The following is a 14,368-nucleotide window of genomic DNA, read 5'->3' as shown; positions in this document are numbered from 1 at the left end:
CCGCGCGACCATAGCGACACCTCAGCCAAGACCCTCAATGACCAAGAACCTGACCCTGTTTGATGCCGACACGTCTACCGTCGAACAATCGCTGAATCAGCATTTCGCTGACTGGGTGGCCTTCCGGCAGACCTCGAAATCGAAGGCGCGCAGCGAAAGGCCGCTGTCGGAAGAATCCGCCAATGTCTATGCGGAGATGTGGCATGCGTTCGCGAAGTTCTGCGCCGAGCGCGATCTGGCGCTGCAGGAAGTCACCGTCACGGATCTGGAAACGTTCCTGACCATTCGCGGCAGCGGGCCCGATGCGTTCCGGCCGCGGCAGACCACCCGCGGGCCGGATCTGACGGCGCGCTATGCCAACCGCTACCTCGTGCTGATCCAGAAGGTCACGCAGTTCATCGCCAAGCGCGAAGGAATTGAAGCCAACCGCGCCGCCGCGACGCTGCGCGAACGGCCCGAGTACCAGTACGCCGAAGCCGCCGACAAAGACCCGCCGCCGGAATACCTCGAGGAAGGGCAGGCCCGTTCGCTGATCTCATACCTCACGCGCGCGCCGCGTCCGGACAGCGCGGAAAAGTTCACCTGGAAGACGGTGCGCGACCGGACTGCCGTGGCGCTGATGCTCGGCGCAGGCCTCTCGCCTGGCGACGTGCGCGGCCTGAAACTGGACGGGGTGATCACCACCGGCGGGAAAAAGGCAGGCGTGCCGTGGAAGCTGTCCGTGGAAGGCAACGGCAATTCGCCGTCGCGGGAGACGCCGATTGCCGATTGGGCCGGCCGCCAGCTCGCGTTCTGGCTCAAAGTGCGCACGCAGCAAAGCATGCCGGGCAATTACGTGTTTCCGTCGACGATGAAAGGCACGCAGTGGTCGCACACGCGCTGCTTTGAGGCCAGCCGCGATGTGATGGAAGACGCCAAGCTCGGCAAGGATGACGGCGGCTTGTACAAGTTGCGGCACACGTTCGCGCTGCGCCAGCTCAGAAAGGGCAAATCGGAAGCGGATGTGGCACGCTGGCTTGGTTTTCTCGATGTGAGCAGCATGGAACGCTATCGGCGCATCGTGCTCAACTACCAGAGCGCCGCGTGAATATCTGCCGGCTCTGACTACCGATTGAGTTCGAATCACCCTTCCAAAGAGGCGCCACGTGGCTACACGACGCATCCACCGCACCGAAGACGAAATCCTGATGGATTATGTGAAGGTCGTCGCGCTGCTTAACACGCCGGACACTACGCTGCATGAAGATACCCGGCGCGAAATCCTGTACAAGCTGGTCGAAATCTATTCAGGCCGGCGCGGCTACTTGAGTAATCTGTCGAATACATGGATTACCGAGGATGCGATCCCGTTCCTGGACGAGCATGGAAATCCGCGTGGTGACAAGACCATCAAGGAGCATGTCGTACCCATCAGTCTGATGGTAGACGCATTGCTCAGGGCCGGGCCTGTAGACGAAGGCGGCTTGAAACAAATTCTGGACCAGGGCCGTACCGTGTGCATCGTCACCACCGAAGAAGACGGCCGGCTCAACGCGCATCACAGATCTCGAATGCCCGAAGGCACGGTGGATTTCAAAACCGAACTCTGGGCGCGGTACGACTCGGCAGGAATCTCGCAGCGCTATCCACTTCTTGATCTGCTCGAGATTCGACGCAAGCCTTAGCAGACCTCAGCAACGCATCAGCTGGCGATCGCACTCGTAGCAGCAATAACGCCGTGCGCTTCGCCGCTGCCTCTTAACTTGTTCCAACGAATCCCGTGCAATCCATCGTGAAGTGTAAGGTGGCCGTGGTCGCATTGATCAATCGGCCGTCGGCACAGTTCTTCGTAGCCCATGCGAGCAGCATGGATATTGCGTGCGGTGATGACGTAATTTCCAAGCACGAATTCCGCCATTGTCTTTCTCCTCGGGAAGTGACCCGTCGAACGCGAAATCTTTGGCTGATCGCCCTTTTTACTACAGGAATTGTCCTGCGTGACAGGAAGCCGACAAACGCAAAAATCGCCCGGCTGAATGGATACACGCTACCGCCAGAGGCTGACACCGCAATGACGGCAGGCACTCCCTGCATTGCTTTTGCTCAAGCAAAGGCAATAGCTACTGAATCACCTTGCGGATCATGTGCACGGTGCAGTAATTCACGAAATTGCAGTTGTAGAACAGCGTCGGGCCGACGTAGTACATGTTGTTTCCCATGTTCAGGGTCGTGCCGGTCTGTATCCGGTCCACCAGCAGCTGCGTGACTTCGACCGGCGTGTATGAAAACGTGAAATCGATGGTCCCGGTGGTGACTTGCCAGCCCATTCCAAGCTGGATATTGGGCAGCGCCTTGAGCACATAGGTGCCGTTACCCGAAGCGCCCGGCATCGGCACGGCCAGGTAGTTCAGCGGCTTGATGTCGGTGCTTTTGTAGATCGCCTGATACGCCGGCGCGATCGCTGGCAGTCCCTGAAAAATCGCGTCCGTCATGTAGTAATTCGACGCGATCAGCGCGCCCGGCTGCGCCGGATTGATCTGCGCCGCCGCGGCCAGGATGAGCCAGTTTTCCGTACCGGCGTCGGCAATGCGCTCCATCTGGTCCGCAATCGCGGCCGATTGAGTCAGGCCGATCGACGGGCGCAGCACGGCTAGCAGCACGCCGAGGATGACGGTCACGACTGCCAGTTCGATCAGCGTGAAACCTTCCGCAGCCTTTTTGCGCCAATGAGCCATAGTCCGCGTCCTTCTCAATGGCGCCGCGCGAACGACAAGCTGGCGCAGGATCCGGCCGCACTCGCGCAGTTATAGGTCATGTCGCCCACTGTGGTTGCGGCGCCAGTCGTCAACGAGGCCTGCGGATCGAGCCGGCGCAGCAGGTTCAGTACGATCTCGGCCGGGATATTTGTGAATGCCACCTGCAGCGCGCTGTTGCCGCCGCCAGAGATCTTCACGGTAGACCCCGGCACGTCGAGCACATAAAAATCGGTGCCGTTGTAGCCGACAGCCCGGTTCAACGGCACCACGCCGCTGCGGTCATACGCGCCCACGTAGGAGGGCGAGACATAATCGCGCCCCAGGTAGACGACGCCTTCGGCGTACAGGTCGGGCGAAGCAGTTGTAAAGAACGGCTGGAGCGACGAGATCGCGCTGCCGGTGCCCGCCTGAGTCGTAAGGTAAAACCATTGATCGGCGGTGTCATCGGCCAGCTTTTGCAGCTGCGTTGCCTTGGCATTGGTGCTGCTGCCCACGATCATCGGCGCGACCACCACGCCGATGATGCCCAGCACTGTGATCACGACCGCCATCTCGAAAATCGTGAAGCCGCGGCCACGCGCGGAGCGAACGCGGTTCATGGTCAGAGCTGCCTGGAATAGGTGAGGGTACAGGTGAGCGTCGCGCTGGCGCAGGTATAGGTCCACGGTCCAACCGTGTAGGAATTCCCATCCACGGTCAGGCTCGCGTCTGCACTGGTGTGGTTGATGATCGCCTGCGCGATCAGGTTGCTGACGTTCTGGAACGTGACGGTCACCGGCGAGCCGCCGCCGCCATCCATCGTGATGGTCGTATTGACGCTGCCAGCCGTGCGGAAGGTGCTGCCTGACGGGTTATCGACGATCTGCGTCATCGCCTGTACGCTCGAGGCGCTGTAGGCCGGCTGGAACGACGAGGCGACTTTGGACGCGCCGATGAACAGCACTTCGGTCACACCCGTAGCGCTGGGCGTGGCCGCAATCGGGCTGTTGTTGACTGTGGTTGGCAGGCCGGTCTGCTGCGTGAGCGTGGCCCAATTGCCGACCGCGGATTGGGCGATGCGCTCGATCTGCGCGGCGCGGCCGGCATTTTCATTGTTGCGGATGCTCGGCGCCACCACGCACAGCAGGATGCCGATGACCGCCGTGACGACGGCCAGCTCGATCATCGTGAAGCCTTGTGGGTGGATGCGACGAGCTGACTTCATGCCAGGGTCCAGAAATGGCGAGACAGCCGCTTTTTCAGCAGGTCGATGGTGAAATTCAACACACCGGCCTGCTGCGACACCACCGGCACCGACGCATAGCGCGGAACAAGCCGGCCATCGGATGCGGCGGGCGATATGTGCGCGGCGATAATGCTCACCACGGCGAAGTAGACGGCCATGCCGAAAAGCACCAGCGGCTTGGGCAGATAGTGCGGCGCGTCCACGCAGCGCGGTACCGGCTCTTTGGTGTAGCCGTACATCGATTTCATCGTGCTGTCTCCTTTTTCCTAAGCGATGCCCGAAGGCGCTCAGTCCTGGCCGCCTGCCGGCATGCGATAGCGTTTTGCGGTGTCGCCCATGCGATTGCGCAGTTCCCGAATCGACAGGTCCGTCGCCTCGTGCAGGCGAATCAGCATCGACGCGCCAACTTCCATGCGGCGATGCCGGACCTTGCTCAACGCCGGCGGCGACACGCCGAGTGCCTTCGCAAGCTCCGCATCGGTGCGCAGCTTCAGCAGCACCATTACGTGGTTCAGCAGGGCATCCGGATCGTACGAAGGCATAGCCAGCAGAGGGGATTTCGTCGCCATATCTGGGTCTTCCGAGAATCTGCGCCTTGTGCGGCTGTGGCGCTTGCGCGGCATGGGCAACGACTGCCGCATTTCACCGCAAGGCCAATTCTAGGGACGCCGCAAAACTTTCTTTTGCTCAATGCGCGGCGATTTCGCGCAGGTTTTGTTGTGTCGCGGAAAGGGATGGGCGCTAAGGTCGGCTGGCGTTTCAGGCGTCCCCGGCGCCGCGCTGCTGTGATGAGGACAATCCGTGAGCCTTTTCGACGAGCCCGATGACATCGGCGCACCGCTTCCCGAGATGGTGGCGCAGCACATCCGGCAGCTACCGCCGCTTCCAGCCGCCGTCTTGTACCTGTACCAGCTGCGCAGCGAAGCCCAGCTCGACATGGCGACGCTCGCCGGAAAAATGGCGCTGGAGCCAACATTGCTGGCGAAAACACTACTGCTGGCAAACATGGCATCCCACAGCCAGACCAACGCCGTGGCCAATGTCGAGGAAGCGGTGCAGGTCCTGGGCTTTTACATGCTGCGCACGCTGGCATTGGGCGGCGCTGTGCGCGAGCGGTTCGCACACATCGAAGGTGGCGACATCGACGCGGACGCATTCTGGCGGCATGCGATTGCGACCTCGGCGCTGTGCCGGATTCTGGCCGAACGCGCCGGCTACGATGGCACGCACGCTTTCGCCGCTGGCATGCTGCACGATATCGGCTGCCTGGTGCTGGCCAGCGCCTATCCGAGACATTACGCCGCCGCGCGCGCCTTCGCGCGCCGGGAAAACGTGCCGGGCATTGAAGTCGAACGGCGCACCCTCGGCGTGGACCATGCGTGCGCCGGCAGCGCGATCGCTTGCCAGTGGCACTTTCCGATTCTGGTGCAGGAAGCCATCGCGTTTCACCATCATCCTGAGCACGCCGCGGCATTTTCCCTCGCTCCGTTGGTTCACCTGGCCGACGCGCTGGCGCATGTGCTGCAGGGATCGGTCAAGGAAGAAGCGCTCGCAAAGCGCCTGCATCCGCAAATCTGGCAGCTTGCCGGTGTCAACGAAGACGATTGCGACGCGATTCTCAGTCAAGGGCGGCAGGCAGTGCGGGCAATCCTGTCTGCCGTGGACTGAAAAAGGGGCGTGCAACGCGCCTTGCGCGATAAATCGTGTCGCATTTGGTGAGTGTTTCCGCTTCCGCAGAGCGCATCGGGTGATTATCGTTTCTTCCGCTTGCGCGGCGATGCTGACGTGAGAGAGTACCGGCAAGCGCATGCCTGTCAATTCGGGCCTGCATCTACACCGCTTTTTCGAAGGACCGCGTGAAGTACACTGCCTGCCTCGAACGCGCTGTTGGCGCTGTCAATACTGCACGCTCGCGCATCGCGCGGCGACTGGCCGATCCGGACGAATCCGATATCAAGCGTGCGCGCCTGCTTTCGCGGGAAGCGCCACACGCGAACGCACGCATGCGCCGGATCGTCGTCTTCAGCGCAGCGGGGATCTCGCTGGCGCTGTCGGCGTACGGCGTGTGGTACCACTTCGACACGGTGGCTTACGAGAATGCGCTCAAGGAAGCCGCGCAGACAGTGCAACGCCAGTCGGATGCCGCCGCCCGGCTACAGCAATCGGAGATGCGCGCTACCGCAATCGACACCCGGCTGAAGCATTCTCCCCTTGGCTCGGCCACCCGCATGATGATCGGCATTTCGCAGGACATCGAGCGCGTGCGTCACGATGCGATCGTCGGTGTCCCGGTGTCGCTGACCCGCGAATCCTATGTCGATATCCGCCCCTACTTGGAGCGGGCGAAAACGCACCTCGACGCCGCCGCGCCGGTCCTGGATCACCTCGCCACGACCCTGTCCGGCGTCGAAAAGCTTCTCGACGCCAACCTGCGCCTGCAAAACATGCAGGCCTCTCCGGCGTATCAACTGGCCCGCTCGCGCTTCGCTTATGCCGCGACGATGGAACGTGACGCGGCTCGCGCCATCGATGAGGCCGACGGGAAGGGCGTCGCCGCGGCGGTAAATTGCGTCGAACGCCTGGACGCTGCGACAGATGCGGCTCAAATTGCCGCGCTTGATGCAGCGCGCGAACGCGCCACCGAAACGCTGGCCGGCTTCACATTGCTTGCGCTGCCTGATGCTGAGCGCGCAACAGTGGATGCGCAAGCCGCCGCAGTGACTGAAGCGATCGATAACATGGATGCGGTCGCGGCGCAGCGGCGTGTCATGCGTCTTGCTGGCTTGCTCGCGTTCGCCACAACGCCGGTAACGGTGCGCATGGTGCTGGAAAACGGTCAGCCCAGCGAGTTTGCCCGCGCCTATACGCCGATGGGCAATGGCGCTTCGACGCGCACCAACTATTTCGTGCTGGCCGAAGCCGTCGATGCATCAGGTGCCGCCGTTCCTATGCCGGGAATCAGTGCCGATACCGGCGACGAAGCCCTGGATCACGAATTCGCGGTTCAGATTTCGCGCCAGCAGTATTTCGAGTTGATGGACCAGATCAGGATCGCCGCGTTGTCGAACCTGGGCGAGAAGCCAGCCAATTCAATCACGGTCCGGTACACCGCCGCCGCCTCCAATCAACCTGATCTCTTGTTCAAATAGCCCATGCTCCATCTTCATGCCACGCTGCGCGCGCCGAACGAACTGGCGGCCGCAATCGCCCATGCCGAGCGGCGTCTTGCCGGCCATGTGCGTACCCTTGCCACGCTGCTGCTGCAATACGCGGTCGACCTGCCGCAGCAGGCAACCATGCTCATGGACGAGCGGCGCCACGAGATCGCGGCGCTGCGCGACATCGAAGCTGGCCTGAAAACGCGCTTCGCCGCGAATGGCATCGATAGCCTGCAGGTGCGCTCGCAGCTGGCAGCGGTGCGCGAGCAGATCGCGCCACTGGCCGAAGAGAGTGATGATCGCTACCTTGCCGCCCATCGCATCGTGGTTGACTGCCTGTCCGCCCGTGCGCCTGCTGACCTGCTTGCTATGATCACGCGCTTGCCGCCCGAAAGCGAGCGTTTCGCGGAAAACTACGCGTGCGTCATGCAGGAAATCGAAGCCTTGTGTCTGCGCCATGCGGCGTCGCTCGAGCAAGGCATGCCGGCCGCAGCTCATTCGGGTGGCGGTGGCTTTTTGCAAGGCGCAGCGCCTGTCGGCGAGTTCGCCGCTGCCGCGCCGGCGTGAGAAGCAAGACCAGGCAAGCAACCGGGCGGCATTGCGCCGCCATCATGCCGGGACGAACCCGGTTTCATAACGCAACATCTGAGGGAGTACAGTATGACCAAAGCCGCAAAAGCACCAGCCGCGAAGCAAGCCGGCGCCGTTTCCGCATTCAACAAGCCGCTGACGCCGTCGAAAGAACTGGCCGCTGTCATTGGCAGCAGCCCGTTGCCGCGCACTGAAGTCACCAAGAAGGTCTGGGAGTACATCAAGAAGAACAACCTGCAAGACCCGACCAACAAGCGCAACATCAACGCCGACGACAAGCTCCGCCCGATTTTCGGCAAGGACCAAGTATCGATGTTCGAAATGACCAAGCTGATGTCCGGCCACCTGAAAGGCTGATCGGGCTGCAGGCTAAAGAACGGGCGCCGCAATGGTGCCCGTTTTTGCTGCGCCAACCGGGCGCAGACCCTCTTCGAAAGAGATTCCATGGTTAAGACCGCAAAGCTGTCGTTCGCCGTTTCCACCGTCACACCAGAAGGCGTTCAGGTATGCGTAGGACAGGTATGGCGCGATCTGGACGAGCGCATGGGCAATCGGCAATGCCGGGTTGAAGCTGTGGATGAGATCAACGGCAAGGCGACCATGCGCAGCGTTCATTCGCCCACCAAACCCGCTACCAAGGTGGCAATCCGGCGAATGCGCCGCGGCTCCGCTGGATGGGAGCTTGTGCGAGAAGCATCGCGCTGACGGCACCAGAGGCTGACAATCTCAAGCCGGATCCTCGCGTATGTCGGTGCTGCCATCCTCGCAAGTCTACGCCAGCGTCGCTGCCAATACGGCACATTACGAGGCCGCGTTGCAGCAGCTCGACGCCGCGCTGCAAGCACCCGTCGAGCGCCAGTATGAAATCGAACGCAGCCTCTACGCGCTGCTGTCGAAAGTCGCCACGCTGAAGGTTGAGCATGGCGTCGAATTGCCGCTGGCAGCGGCCGAGCACCTGCTGATTCGCACCGAAGAGGAAGAATTCATCCAGTCGCAGCAGTCGGCCGTTGCTGAAGAAGAGGCGGCGCTGCGCGGGAAAATCGTCACGATCTACGAAGCGGTGCATCGCGCCACGCTCGAAATGCGACGGGCCCTGCTGCTGGATGCGAACTACCAGGACATGAAGGCGAGGCAGTCGCAGGAAGCGCGCGCGCACCATGAAACCGTCGCGCAGGCCGAGGCCGAACGTTCCCGCTGCCAGGATGCCGATTTGCGCGACCAGCAGAACCGCATCGTCGGCTACCTTGCCTCGGTCCAGTACGGCGAGCCGGGCTACGCCGTGCGCGGCGTCAGCAAACTCGGTGACCACCTTTTCGCGCTGCTGTGCCGATATCCCCGCGTGCGGCGTAATCGCAAGCGGTTGCGCGAACTCGAAGAGGAACTCGAGCAGGCGCAGCGGCCTGCCGACCAGCGCCACGTACAGCTGCAGGAGTGGCTGCATTCGATGGAAGCCGTTGCGGGTAAAAGCGCAGGCATCGATGCGTTACTCGACCAGATTGCCGACGTCGAGCAGGAGATCGCGCAGCGTCAACGCCAGTCCGACACGCTGAAAACCCAGCTCGCGGCGCACCAGGGCAACAGCGATTACCACTTCCAGCAGGCGCACGATCTCACGATGGAATTCATGCACGCGCTGCCGGATGCCGTGCTGCTGCAGACGATCCGCAGACTTCCCGGTGGTTTCGGCGCGGCGCACGCGATGGAATGGCAACGCCTGCGCAGTGAACTCAAATCCCTCAGAAGCCGCTACGGCAACGCGTTCACCCGGCGCGGCCGTGCCGCGAAGGACCGGGATCGGGCACGGGCGCTGGAAATTCGGATTCTCTCCGCTTGCGACGCGCGCTATGGCTTCCGGCCGGCGCTGCCGCTCAACAACCTGATGAGCGGGTACATGGCGGGCAATATCTCCGAGGATGAAGTCGTCAGGCAGATCAATGCGCACCGCATCGAGTTCGGCGCGGCGCACAATGCATCTGCCCAGTAGCGCCCGCCATGACGGCGCTGCCTGTTCTTCAACAGTAGACCGCGTACTCGATCTGCAGCAGCCGGTTCATGACTGCGGCCGCGCCTTCAGCCGTACCGAGCAGGTCGAGCGGATGGTTTCCCGCATTGTCCATGCGGTATGCCCTGAGCCACCTGCAGCCCGCTTCCAAATCACCCAGTACGTCCTGCGCCCGGCAGATCATCAAGGCCAGCCGCCACAAGCGCCAGCCGTCGTCTTCGCACAGGCGCCCGTTTTCGATGACGCTCTGCGGCGATGTGCCGAGCAGCGCGCGCTCGAGCGAGCCGTCCTGCCATATCCATGGAACGTCGGACGCAAGGTGGAACAGCGCGTCATCGGACAAGCCGCATCGTATTGCCTGCGCCATGCCGGCCCCATCGTCTGGCGCAGGCTCGCAGATCGTCGGGCCACCTAGCAGTTGCAGCGCGCGCTCGGATAGCGCTCCGTCTTCGGACCGCGTTGTTGTTTCGTGCGTCATTATTCCTCCGTATAGCGTCCTGGCGACGGCAATTGCCACCATCCACAGCACATCACAAGCGGCCGCGCCGAACAGACGAAAGCCGCCCGTTTTCGAAGGTGTTTTCAATCTTCCGGCGGAACGAATCTGAGGCCAAATGGATACAGGAATAGTTGACTGGCGAACGTGAGGTTCGCTGTCAGATGGTTGTCAGAAGGAAATACTACGATTACTGCGTCTTGCGTCGGCAAGACCTCCACGAAGCTTTTCCCCGCGATCGTCACGGTCGCGGGTTTTCAACGAAGCCGCGGGTATGCCACCGCGGCGCCATTACCAAGGAGTGCACGACCTTTTGATGCGGAACTGAACACAGGACGTACAGGGATGTCGCATCCAGTCGTGCCGGGTCCAACAGCGTTCATCGGACCTATCTGAACTGCATGCGCATTCTGCAAAGGGCAAACCTCGCGAAAGCGGGGGACGCAAAGTCACCGGTCTACCGGATCACCAAGCAGTTGATCCCATGACGGCAGGACTGCCAGAAAGCGCATGCCAGCAGCAGCCATTTTTCCTTCTGTCGCAGGCGCGCGCTTCTGCAGTTCTGTTTAAGCCAATTAAACAGAACAAAGATGAACTCTACCAAACCGCAAAAAGATCACTTCCCGGCGCGACGCGCCATTCCCCGCAAGCTCACGCTTGCTTTGCTTGTCGGCCTTTTGGGCTGCGGCGCCGTCGGCAGCGCCAGCGCCGCCCCCGCAGCCGCGGAGCAGTGGGCGAAGGGCCGCATCCTCGTGATGCCGCGCGCCGGCCTGCCGGAACAGGCGCTTGCCGCCATCGCCAGCACTGTCGGCGGCCATGCCCGCAAGGTCGGCCAAAGCGACCTGCATATCGTCGACTTGCCTGCCGGTGCGTCCGAGACCGCCGCGGTGCAGCGCCTGTCCCAGAACCCGCACATCCAGTTCGCCGAGCTCGACCGCAAGGTGTCAGCCAAGTTCACAGCGAACGATCCGTACTTTGGCAGCGAATGGCACCTCGCCAAGGTCAATGCGCCGAGCGCATGGGACACCACCCAGGGCGCCGGCGTGACGATCGCCATACTCGACTCCGGCGTCGACGGCTCGCACCCTGACCTTGTGCCGAATCTTGTAGCCGGCTACAACTTCTACGACAACAACACGAACACCGCGGATGCCTGCGGCCACGGTACTGCTGTGGCCGGCACCGCAGCAGCCGTCACCAACAACGGTGCGGGTGTGGCGGGCGTCGCAGGCCAGGCCAAGATCATGCCGATCCGCGTGGCCTATTTCGACACGACCTACAACGAGTGCTATGCCTACTACAGCACCATCTCCAATGGCCTGACGTGGGCTGCGGACCATGGCGCGAAGATCGCCAACGTTAGCTACGGCGGCGTCTCGGCAAGTTCGTCCATCATCAGCGCTGCGCAGTACATGCAAAGCAAGGGCGGGCTGGTATTCGTCTCGGCGGGCAACAACGGCACGCAGGACACCACCACGCCGACGTCCTCGATGATTGTGGTTTCCGCCACTGACCCGAACGACAACCTGTACAGCTGGTCGACCTACGGCAGCTTTGTAACGCTGTCCGCGCCGGGCGACGTATGGACCACGTCGAACGGCAGCGGCTATCAAGAATGGATGGGCACGTCGTTCTCCAGCCCGTTGACTGCTGCGGTCGGCGCGCTGGTGATGGCCGCCAATCCGAACCTGACCGGCGCGTCGGTGCAGAATATCCTGCAGTCCACCGCAGTGGACCTGGGCGCGGCCGGCAAGGACATTTACTACGGCTATGGCCGGGTGAATGCCGCCGCAGCAGTGCAGGCCGCGCTGGCAAGCCCCGTGGCCGATACCACGGCGCCGACGGCTTCGATCACCTCGCCCGGAGCGGGCAGCAGCGTCTCCGGCGTTGTGCCCGTCAGCGTCTCGGCAGCCGACAACGTCGGCGTGACCAGCGTGCAGTTGACCGTCAACGGCACGGCCGTTGCCACCTCGACGAGCGCGCCGTTCTCGTTCAGCTGGGATTCGACCGGCGTGGCAAACGGCTCCGCGACCCTGGTTGCGTATGCCTATGATGCCGCCGGCAACAAGGGCGCGTCCTCGAGCGTGACGGTCAACGTGGCGAATGCCACCACGATGGTCGCCAAGGACACGACGCCGCCGGTTGTCTCCATCGTCAACCCGGTCCCCGGCATGGTTTCCGGCACGGTGTCGGTCAACACGAACGCCAGCGACAACAACGGCACCGCCGGCATCAGCCAGTGGATCTATATCGACGGCGCGCTCAAGGCGCAAGGCACCGGCGCCACCCTCAGCTACAGCTGGAACACGCGCAAGGTTACCTCCGGCACGCACACGATCCAGGCAGTAGCCAAGGATGCGGCAGGCAACCAGTCCTCGACCTCGGTTCAGGTCACCCACTAACGCTCTTGCTCTGCCATAGCGCCGATGGGAAGGTGAGCCGGTCATTGCGATGCAGTGGCCGGCTTTTTCGTATGTGGTTCGTCATGGCGGCGCCGGGCGTTCGCCTATGGAGGTACGCAATGAAGCAAGCGGAAAGCATCGCGGACAAGTTGTTTCGCTGGATCGTCGCAATCGGCTTGCTCGCATTAGCGCTATACGGGGTTTATACCGGGAAGTTGCCCATTGGAGCGAGGAACGGTCGCGGACATGGCTTGATCTTGCACGGCATCGGTGCCTACGTTTGGAGTGCGATCCTGGGTGAGGGCGGTCTTTATCTTCTTTTTCACAAGACGGTGAAGTCGGAAGACAAAGTTATTCCCAACCCTTTCAAGCGGCAGTCCGAACTCATGGAAACGACCCTGCCTCTGATTGGCGTAATTGCTGCGATGGTCGCCCTCGTGTGGATAACGTTCGCATACAGCACCGCGGTCTGAGCCGATAGTGCAGAAGGACACCCGGGCCGAAGATGGGCGTTTAGTTTTAGACCCACAGTCCCGGCTCCTCGCTGGAAAAAGAGGCATCATAAAACTGTCATCCTTACAAGCCGTTACCAGTGAAACAGGTTGCTGCGTACCAATGAAGTGTTCGCGGGGCTATTGTGATCACAACGCAATCGCACTCGCCTCAGGAGCACAACATGGAAACCAACCAGTCATCGAACCGCATTCATCCTCTCTTCGCCGGCGCAGCCGCATCCGTGATGCTGGTGAGCTTGGTCGGCGTCGCAGCGATCACCGGGTTGCTGCCGAGTTCGCACGGTTCGGTGCCCGCACCGGTTGCCACATTGCCGCAGCAGGTGGTCGTGGCTTCTGCACCGGCGCCAGCGCCGCAAGCCGCGCCGGTCGTGGTGCGCGAAGTTGTCGAGCACAGGACTGTGGTTCACGACCAGTATGTGCAACACGCTTCCGTGCCGCACCACACCCACCCGGTGCAGTATGCGCAATATGACGCCACCCCGCACTACGCGCCGGCTCCGGTTTACCAACGTCCGGCTGTAGCGGCAAACAGCCCCGTCGGCATCGGCGTCGGTGCCGTGGTCGGCGGGCTGCTCGGCAGCCAGGTCGGCGGCGGAAACGGCAAAACGCTCGCCACGATCGCCGGCGCGGTGGGCGGCGGTTATGTTGGCAATGAAGTCGCCAAGCGCAATTTCTGATTCTTAAGGAGCCGCCATGATGATCCGCGCATTGAGTCTGATCGCAGTGCTCACTTTCCCGGTTGTGGCTTCGGCAACGGAATATCGCATCGTCGAACGTCCGCGCCAGGAATGCTGGAACGAGCAGGTGCCGGTGCAACGGGTCGGCAACGACTATGGCGGCGTCGTTCTCGGCGGTCTTGCGGGCGGCATCCTGGGCAACCAGGTCGGCGGCGGCAACGGTCGCGCTGTCGCAACCGCGATCGGCGCGGTCACAGGAGCTTTGGTCGGTGATCAGGTAGCCAATAACAGCGGCCCCGGCTACCGTTCCGTGCAGCGGTGCCGCACCGTGATGGATCAGGTACGCGAACCTGTCTACCAGGCTCCCGCGCCGGTCTATACGGCGCCAGCTCCAGTGTACGTGCGGCCCGCACCAGTATATGTGCAAGCCCCGCCAGCCATCATCGAACAACCCGGCTATTACGTCGCACCTGCCCAGCCCGTGTACTACGGCGATCGCTGGGACCACCGCTGGCATCATCGCCACCATCGTGACGACGATGACGATTGATATGGGTCTTGCAGCCC

19 protein-coding genes and 1 riboswitch are annotated in these 14,368 nt (G+C 62.2%); of the genes, 12 read left to right on the top strand and 7 right to left on the bottom strand.

The features are described from left to right. The first annotated feature begins 37 nt into the window (after positions 1 to 37). Together JJB74_RS15050 and JJB74_RS15045 are read left to right on the top strand one after the other, a co-directional pair. Positions 38 to 1,087 carry a tyrosine-type recombinase/integrase gene (locus tag JJB74_RS15050; RefSeq protein WP_200592852.1) on the top strand — a complete coding sequence of 350 codons (1,050 nt, stop codon included), beginning with the start codon at positions 38 to 40 and terminating at the stop codon, positions 1,085 to 1,087. A 100-nt stretch (positions 1,088 to 1,187) separates the two neighbouring features. Next, positions 1,188 to 1,664, top strand: coding sequence for a hypothetical protein (locus JJB74_RS15045; RefSeq protein ID WP_200592850.1), 477 nt, complete (start codon positions 1,188 to 1,190; stop codon positions 1,662 to 1,664). Between the two features lie 17 nt (positions 1,665 to 1,681). Here JJB74_RS15045 and JJB74_RS15040 read toward each other — a convergent pair whose 3' ends face one another. The 6 genes from JJB74_RS15040 to JJB74_RS15015 all read right to left on the bottom strand — a co-directional run bounded on the left by JJB74_RS15040 (position 1,682) and on the right by JJB74_RS15015 (position 4,529). Further along, positions 1,682 to 1,897 carry a hypothetical protein gene (locus tag JJB74_RS15040; protein ID WP_200592849.1) on the bottom strand — a complete coding sequence of 72 codons (216 nt, stop codon included), beginning with the start codon at positions 1,895 to 1,897 and terminating at the stop codon, positions 1,682 to 1,684. 202 nt (positions 1,898 to 2,099) lie between these two features. Continuing rightward, complete coding sequence (locus JJB74_RS15035) at positions 2,100 to 2,714, bottom strand: type II secretion system protein (RefSeq protein WP_200592847.1); 615 nt, start codon at positions 2,712 to 2,714, stop codon at positions 2,100 to 2,102. 14 nt (positions 2,715 to 2,728) lie between these two features. Further along, positions 2,729 to 3,334 carry a type II secretion system protein gene (locus tag JJB74_RS15030; protein WP_200592845.1) on the bottom strand — a complete coding sequence of 202 codons (606 nt, stop codon included), beginning with the start codon at positions 3,332 to 3,334 and terminating at the stop codon, positions 2,729 to 2,731. Between the two features lie 2 nt (positions 3,335 to 3,336). Next, the gene (locus JJB74_RS15025) at positions 3,337 to 3,939 is read right to left on the bottom strand and encodes a type II secretion system protein (protein WP_200592843.1); all 603 of its coding nucleotides are present in this window, start codon (positions 3,937 to 3,939) and stop codon (positions 3,337 to 3,339) included. After that, on the bottom strand, positions 3,936 to 4,208 hold the full coding sequence (locus JJB74_RS15020) for a hypothetical protein (protein ID WP_200592841.1): 273 nt from the start codon (positions 4,206 to 4,208) through the stop codon (positions 3,936 to 3,938). Before JJB74_RS15020 ends, JJB74_RS15025 begins: the two co-directional genes overlap by 4 nt. Positions 4,209 to 4,247: 39 nt before the next feature. Continuing rightward, complete coding sequence (locus tag JJB74_RS15015) at positions 4,248 to 4,529, bottom strand: helix-turn-helix domain-containing protein (RefSeq protein ID WP_200592839.1); 282 nt, start codon at positions 4,527 to 4,529, stop codon at positions 4,248 to 4,250. Between the two features lie 232 nt (positions 4,530 to 4,761). Between JJB74_RS15015 and JJB74_RS15010 the strand changes: the two genes are divergently transcribed. The 6 genes from JJB74_RS15010 to JJB74_RS14985 all read left to right on the top strand — a co-directional run bounded on the left by JJB74_RS15010 (position 4,762) and on the right by JJB74_RS14985 (position 9,693). Then, positions 4,762 to 5,628, top strand: a complete 867-nt coding sequence (locus JJB74_RS15010) for an HDOD domain-containing protein (RefSeq protein WP_200592837.1) — start codon at positions 4,762 to 4,764, stop codon at positions 5,626 to 5,628. A 188-nt stretch (positions 5,629 to 5,816) separates the two neighbouring features. Further along, entirely contained in the window at positions 5,817 to 7,109 is a 1,293-nt protein-coding gene (locus JJB74_RS33935; RefSeq protein WP_200592835.1) for a DUF6384 family protein, read from the top strand. Between the two features lie 3 nt (positions 7,110 to 7,112). Next, positions 7,113 to 7,685 (top strand): hypothetical protein, encoded by a 573-nt coding sequence (locus JJB74_RS15000; protein ID WP_200592834.1) that lies wholly within the window; start codon positions 7,113 to 7,115, stop codon positions 7,683 to 7,685. 93 nt (positions 7,686 to 7,778) lie between these two features. Further along, on the top strand, positions 7,779 to 8,066 hold the full coding sequence (locus JJB74_RS14995) for an SWIB/MDM2 domain-containing protein (protein WP_200592833.1): 288 nt from the start codon (positions 7,779 to 7,781) through the stop codon (positions 8,064 to 8,066). Positions 8,067 to 8,153: 87 nt separating this feature from the next. Beyond that, positions 8,154 to 8,414 (top strand): hypothetical protein, encoded by a 261-nt coding sequence (locus JJB74_RS14990; RefSeq protein WP_200592831.1) that lies wholly within the window; start codon positions 8,154 to 8,156, stop codon positions 8,412 to 8,414. 40 nt (positions 8,415 to 8,454) lie between these two features. Beyond that, positions 8,455 to 9,693, top strand: a complete 1,239-nt coding sequence (locus tag JJB74_RS14985) for a hypothetical protein (RefSeq protein WP_200592829.1) — start codon at positions 8,455 to 8,457, stop codon at positions 9,691 to 9,693. Between the two features lie 28 nt (positions 9,694 to 9,721). Here the strand turns inward: JJB74_RS14985 and JJB74_RS14980 are convergent, their stop codons facing one another. Further along, positions 9,722 to 10,189: an antitoxin Xre/MbcA/ParS toxin-binding domain-containing protein gene (locus tag JJB74_RS14980; RefSeq protein ID WP_200592827.1), complete on the bottom strand. Its 468-nt coding sequence runs from the start codon at positions 10,187 to 10,189 to the stop codon at positions 9,722 to 9,724. A gap of 426 nt (positions 10,190 to 10,615) precedes the next feature. Further along, positions 10,616 to 10,711: riboswitch (cyclic di-GMP riboswitch) on the top strand. An 86-nt stretch (positions 10,712 to 10,797) separates the two neighbouring features. Here JJB74_RS14980 and JJB74_RS14975 point away from each other — a divergent pair. The 4 genes from JJB74_RS14975 (at position 10,798) to JJB74_RS14960 (ending at position 14,351) form a co-directional block, all read left to right on the top strand. Then, positions 10,798 to 12,609 (top strand): S8 family serine peptidase, encoded by a 1,812-nt coding sequence (locus tag JJB74_RS14975; RefSeq protein ID WP_200592825.1) that lies wholly within the window; start codon positions 10,798 to 10,800, stop codon positions 12,607 to 12,609. 119 nt (positions 12,610 to 12,728) lie between these two features. Beyond that, the gene (locus JJB74_RS14970; RefSeq protein WP_200592823.1) at positions 12,729 to 13,082 is read left to right on the top strand and encodes a hypothetical protein; all 354 of its coding nucleotides are present in this window, start codon (positions 12,729 to 12,731) and stop codon (positions 13,080 to 13,082) included. A 203-nt stretch (positions 13,083 to 13,285) separates the two neighbouring features. Continuing rightward, on the top strand, positions 13,286 to 13,801 hold the full coding sequence (locus JJB74_RS14965) for a glycine zipper 2TM domain-containing protein (protein ID WP_200592821.1): 516 nt from the start codon (positions 13,286 to 13,288) through the stop codon (positions 13,799 to 13,801). A gap of 16 nt (positions 13,802 to 13,817) precedes the next feature. Continuing rightward, positions 13,818 to 14,351, top strand: a complete 534-nt coding sequence (locus JJB74_RS14960) for a glycine zipper 2TM domain-containing protein (RefSeq protein ID WP_200592819.1) — start codon at positions 13,818 to 13,820, stop codon at positions 14,349 to 14,351. Positions 14,352 to 14,368 lie beyond the last annotated feature (17 nt).

This window comes from Noviherbaspirillum pedocola (assembly GCF_016632335.1).
Lineage (GTDB): Bacteria > Pseudomonadota > Gammaproteobacteria > Burkholderiales > Burkholderiaceae_D > Noviherbaspirillum_A > Noviherbaspirillum_A pedocola.
The sequence above is the reverse complement of the archived record's forward strand: the minus strand, read 5'-3'. Positions and strand labels throughout refer to the sequence as shown.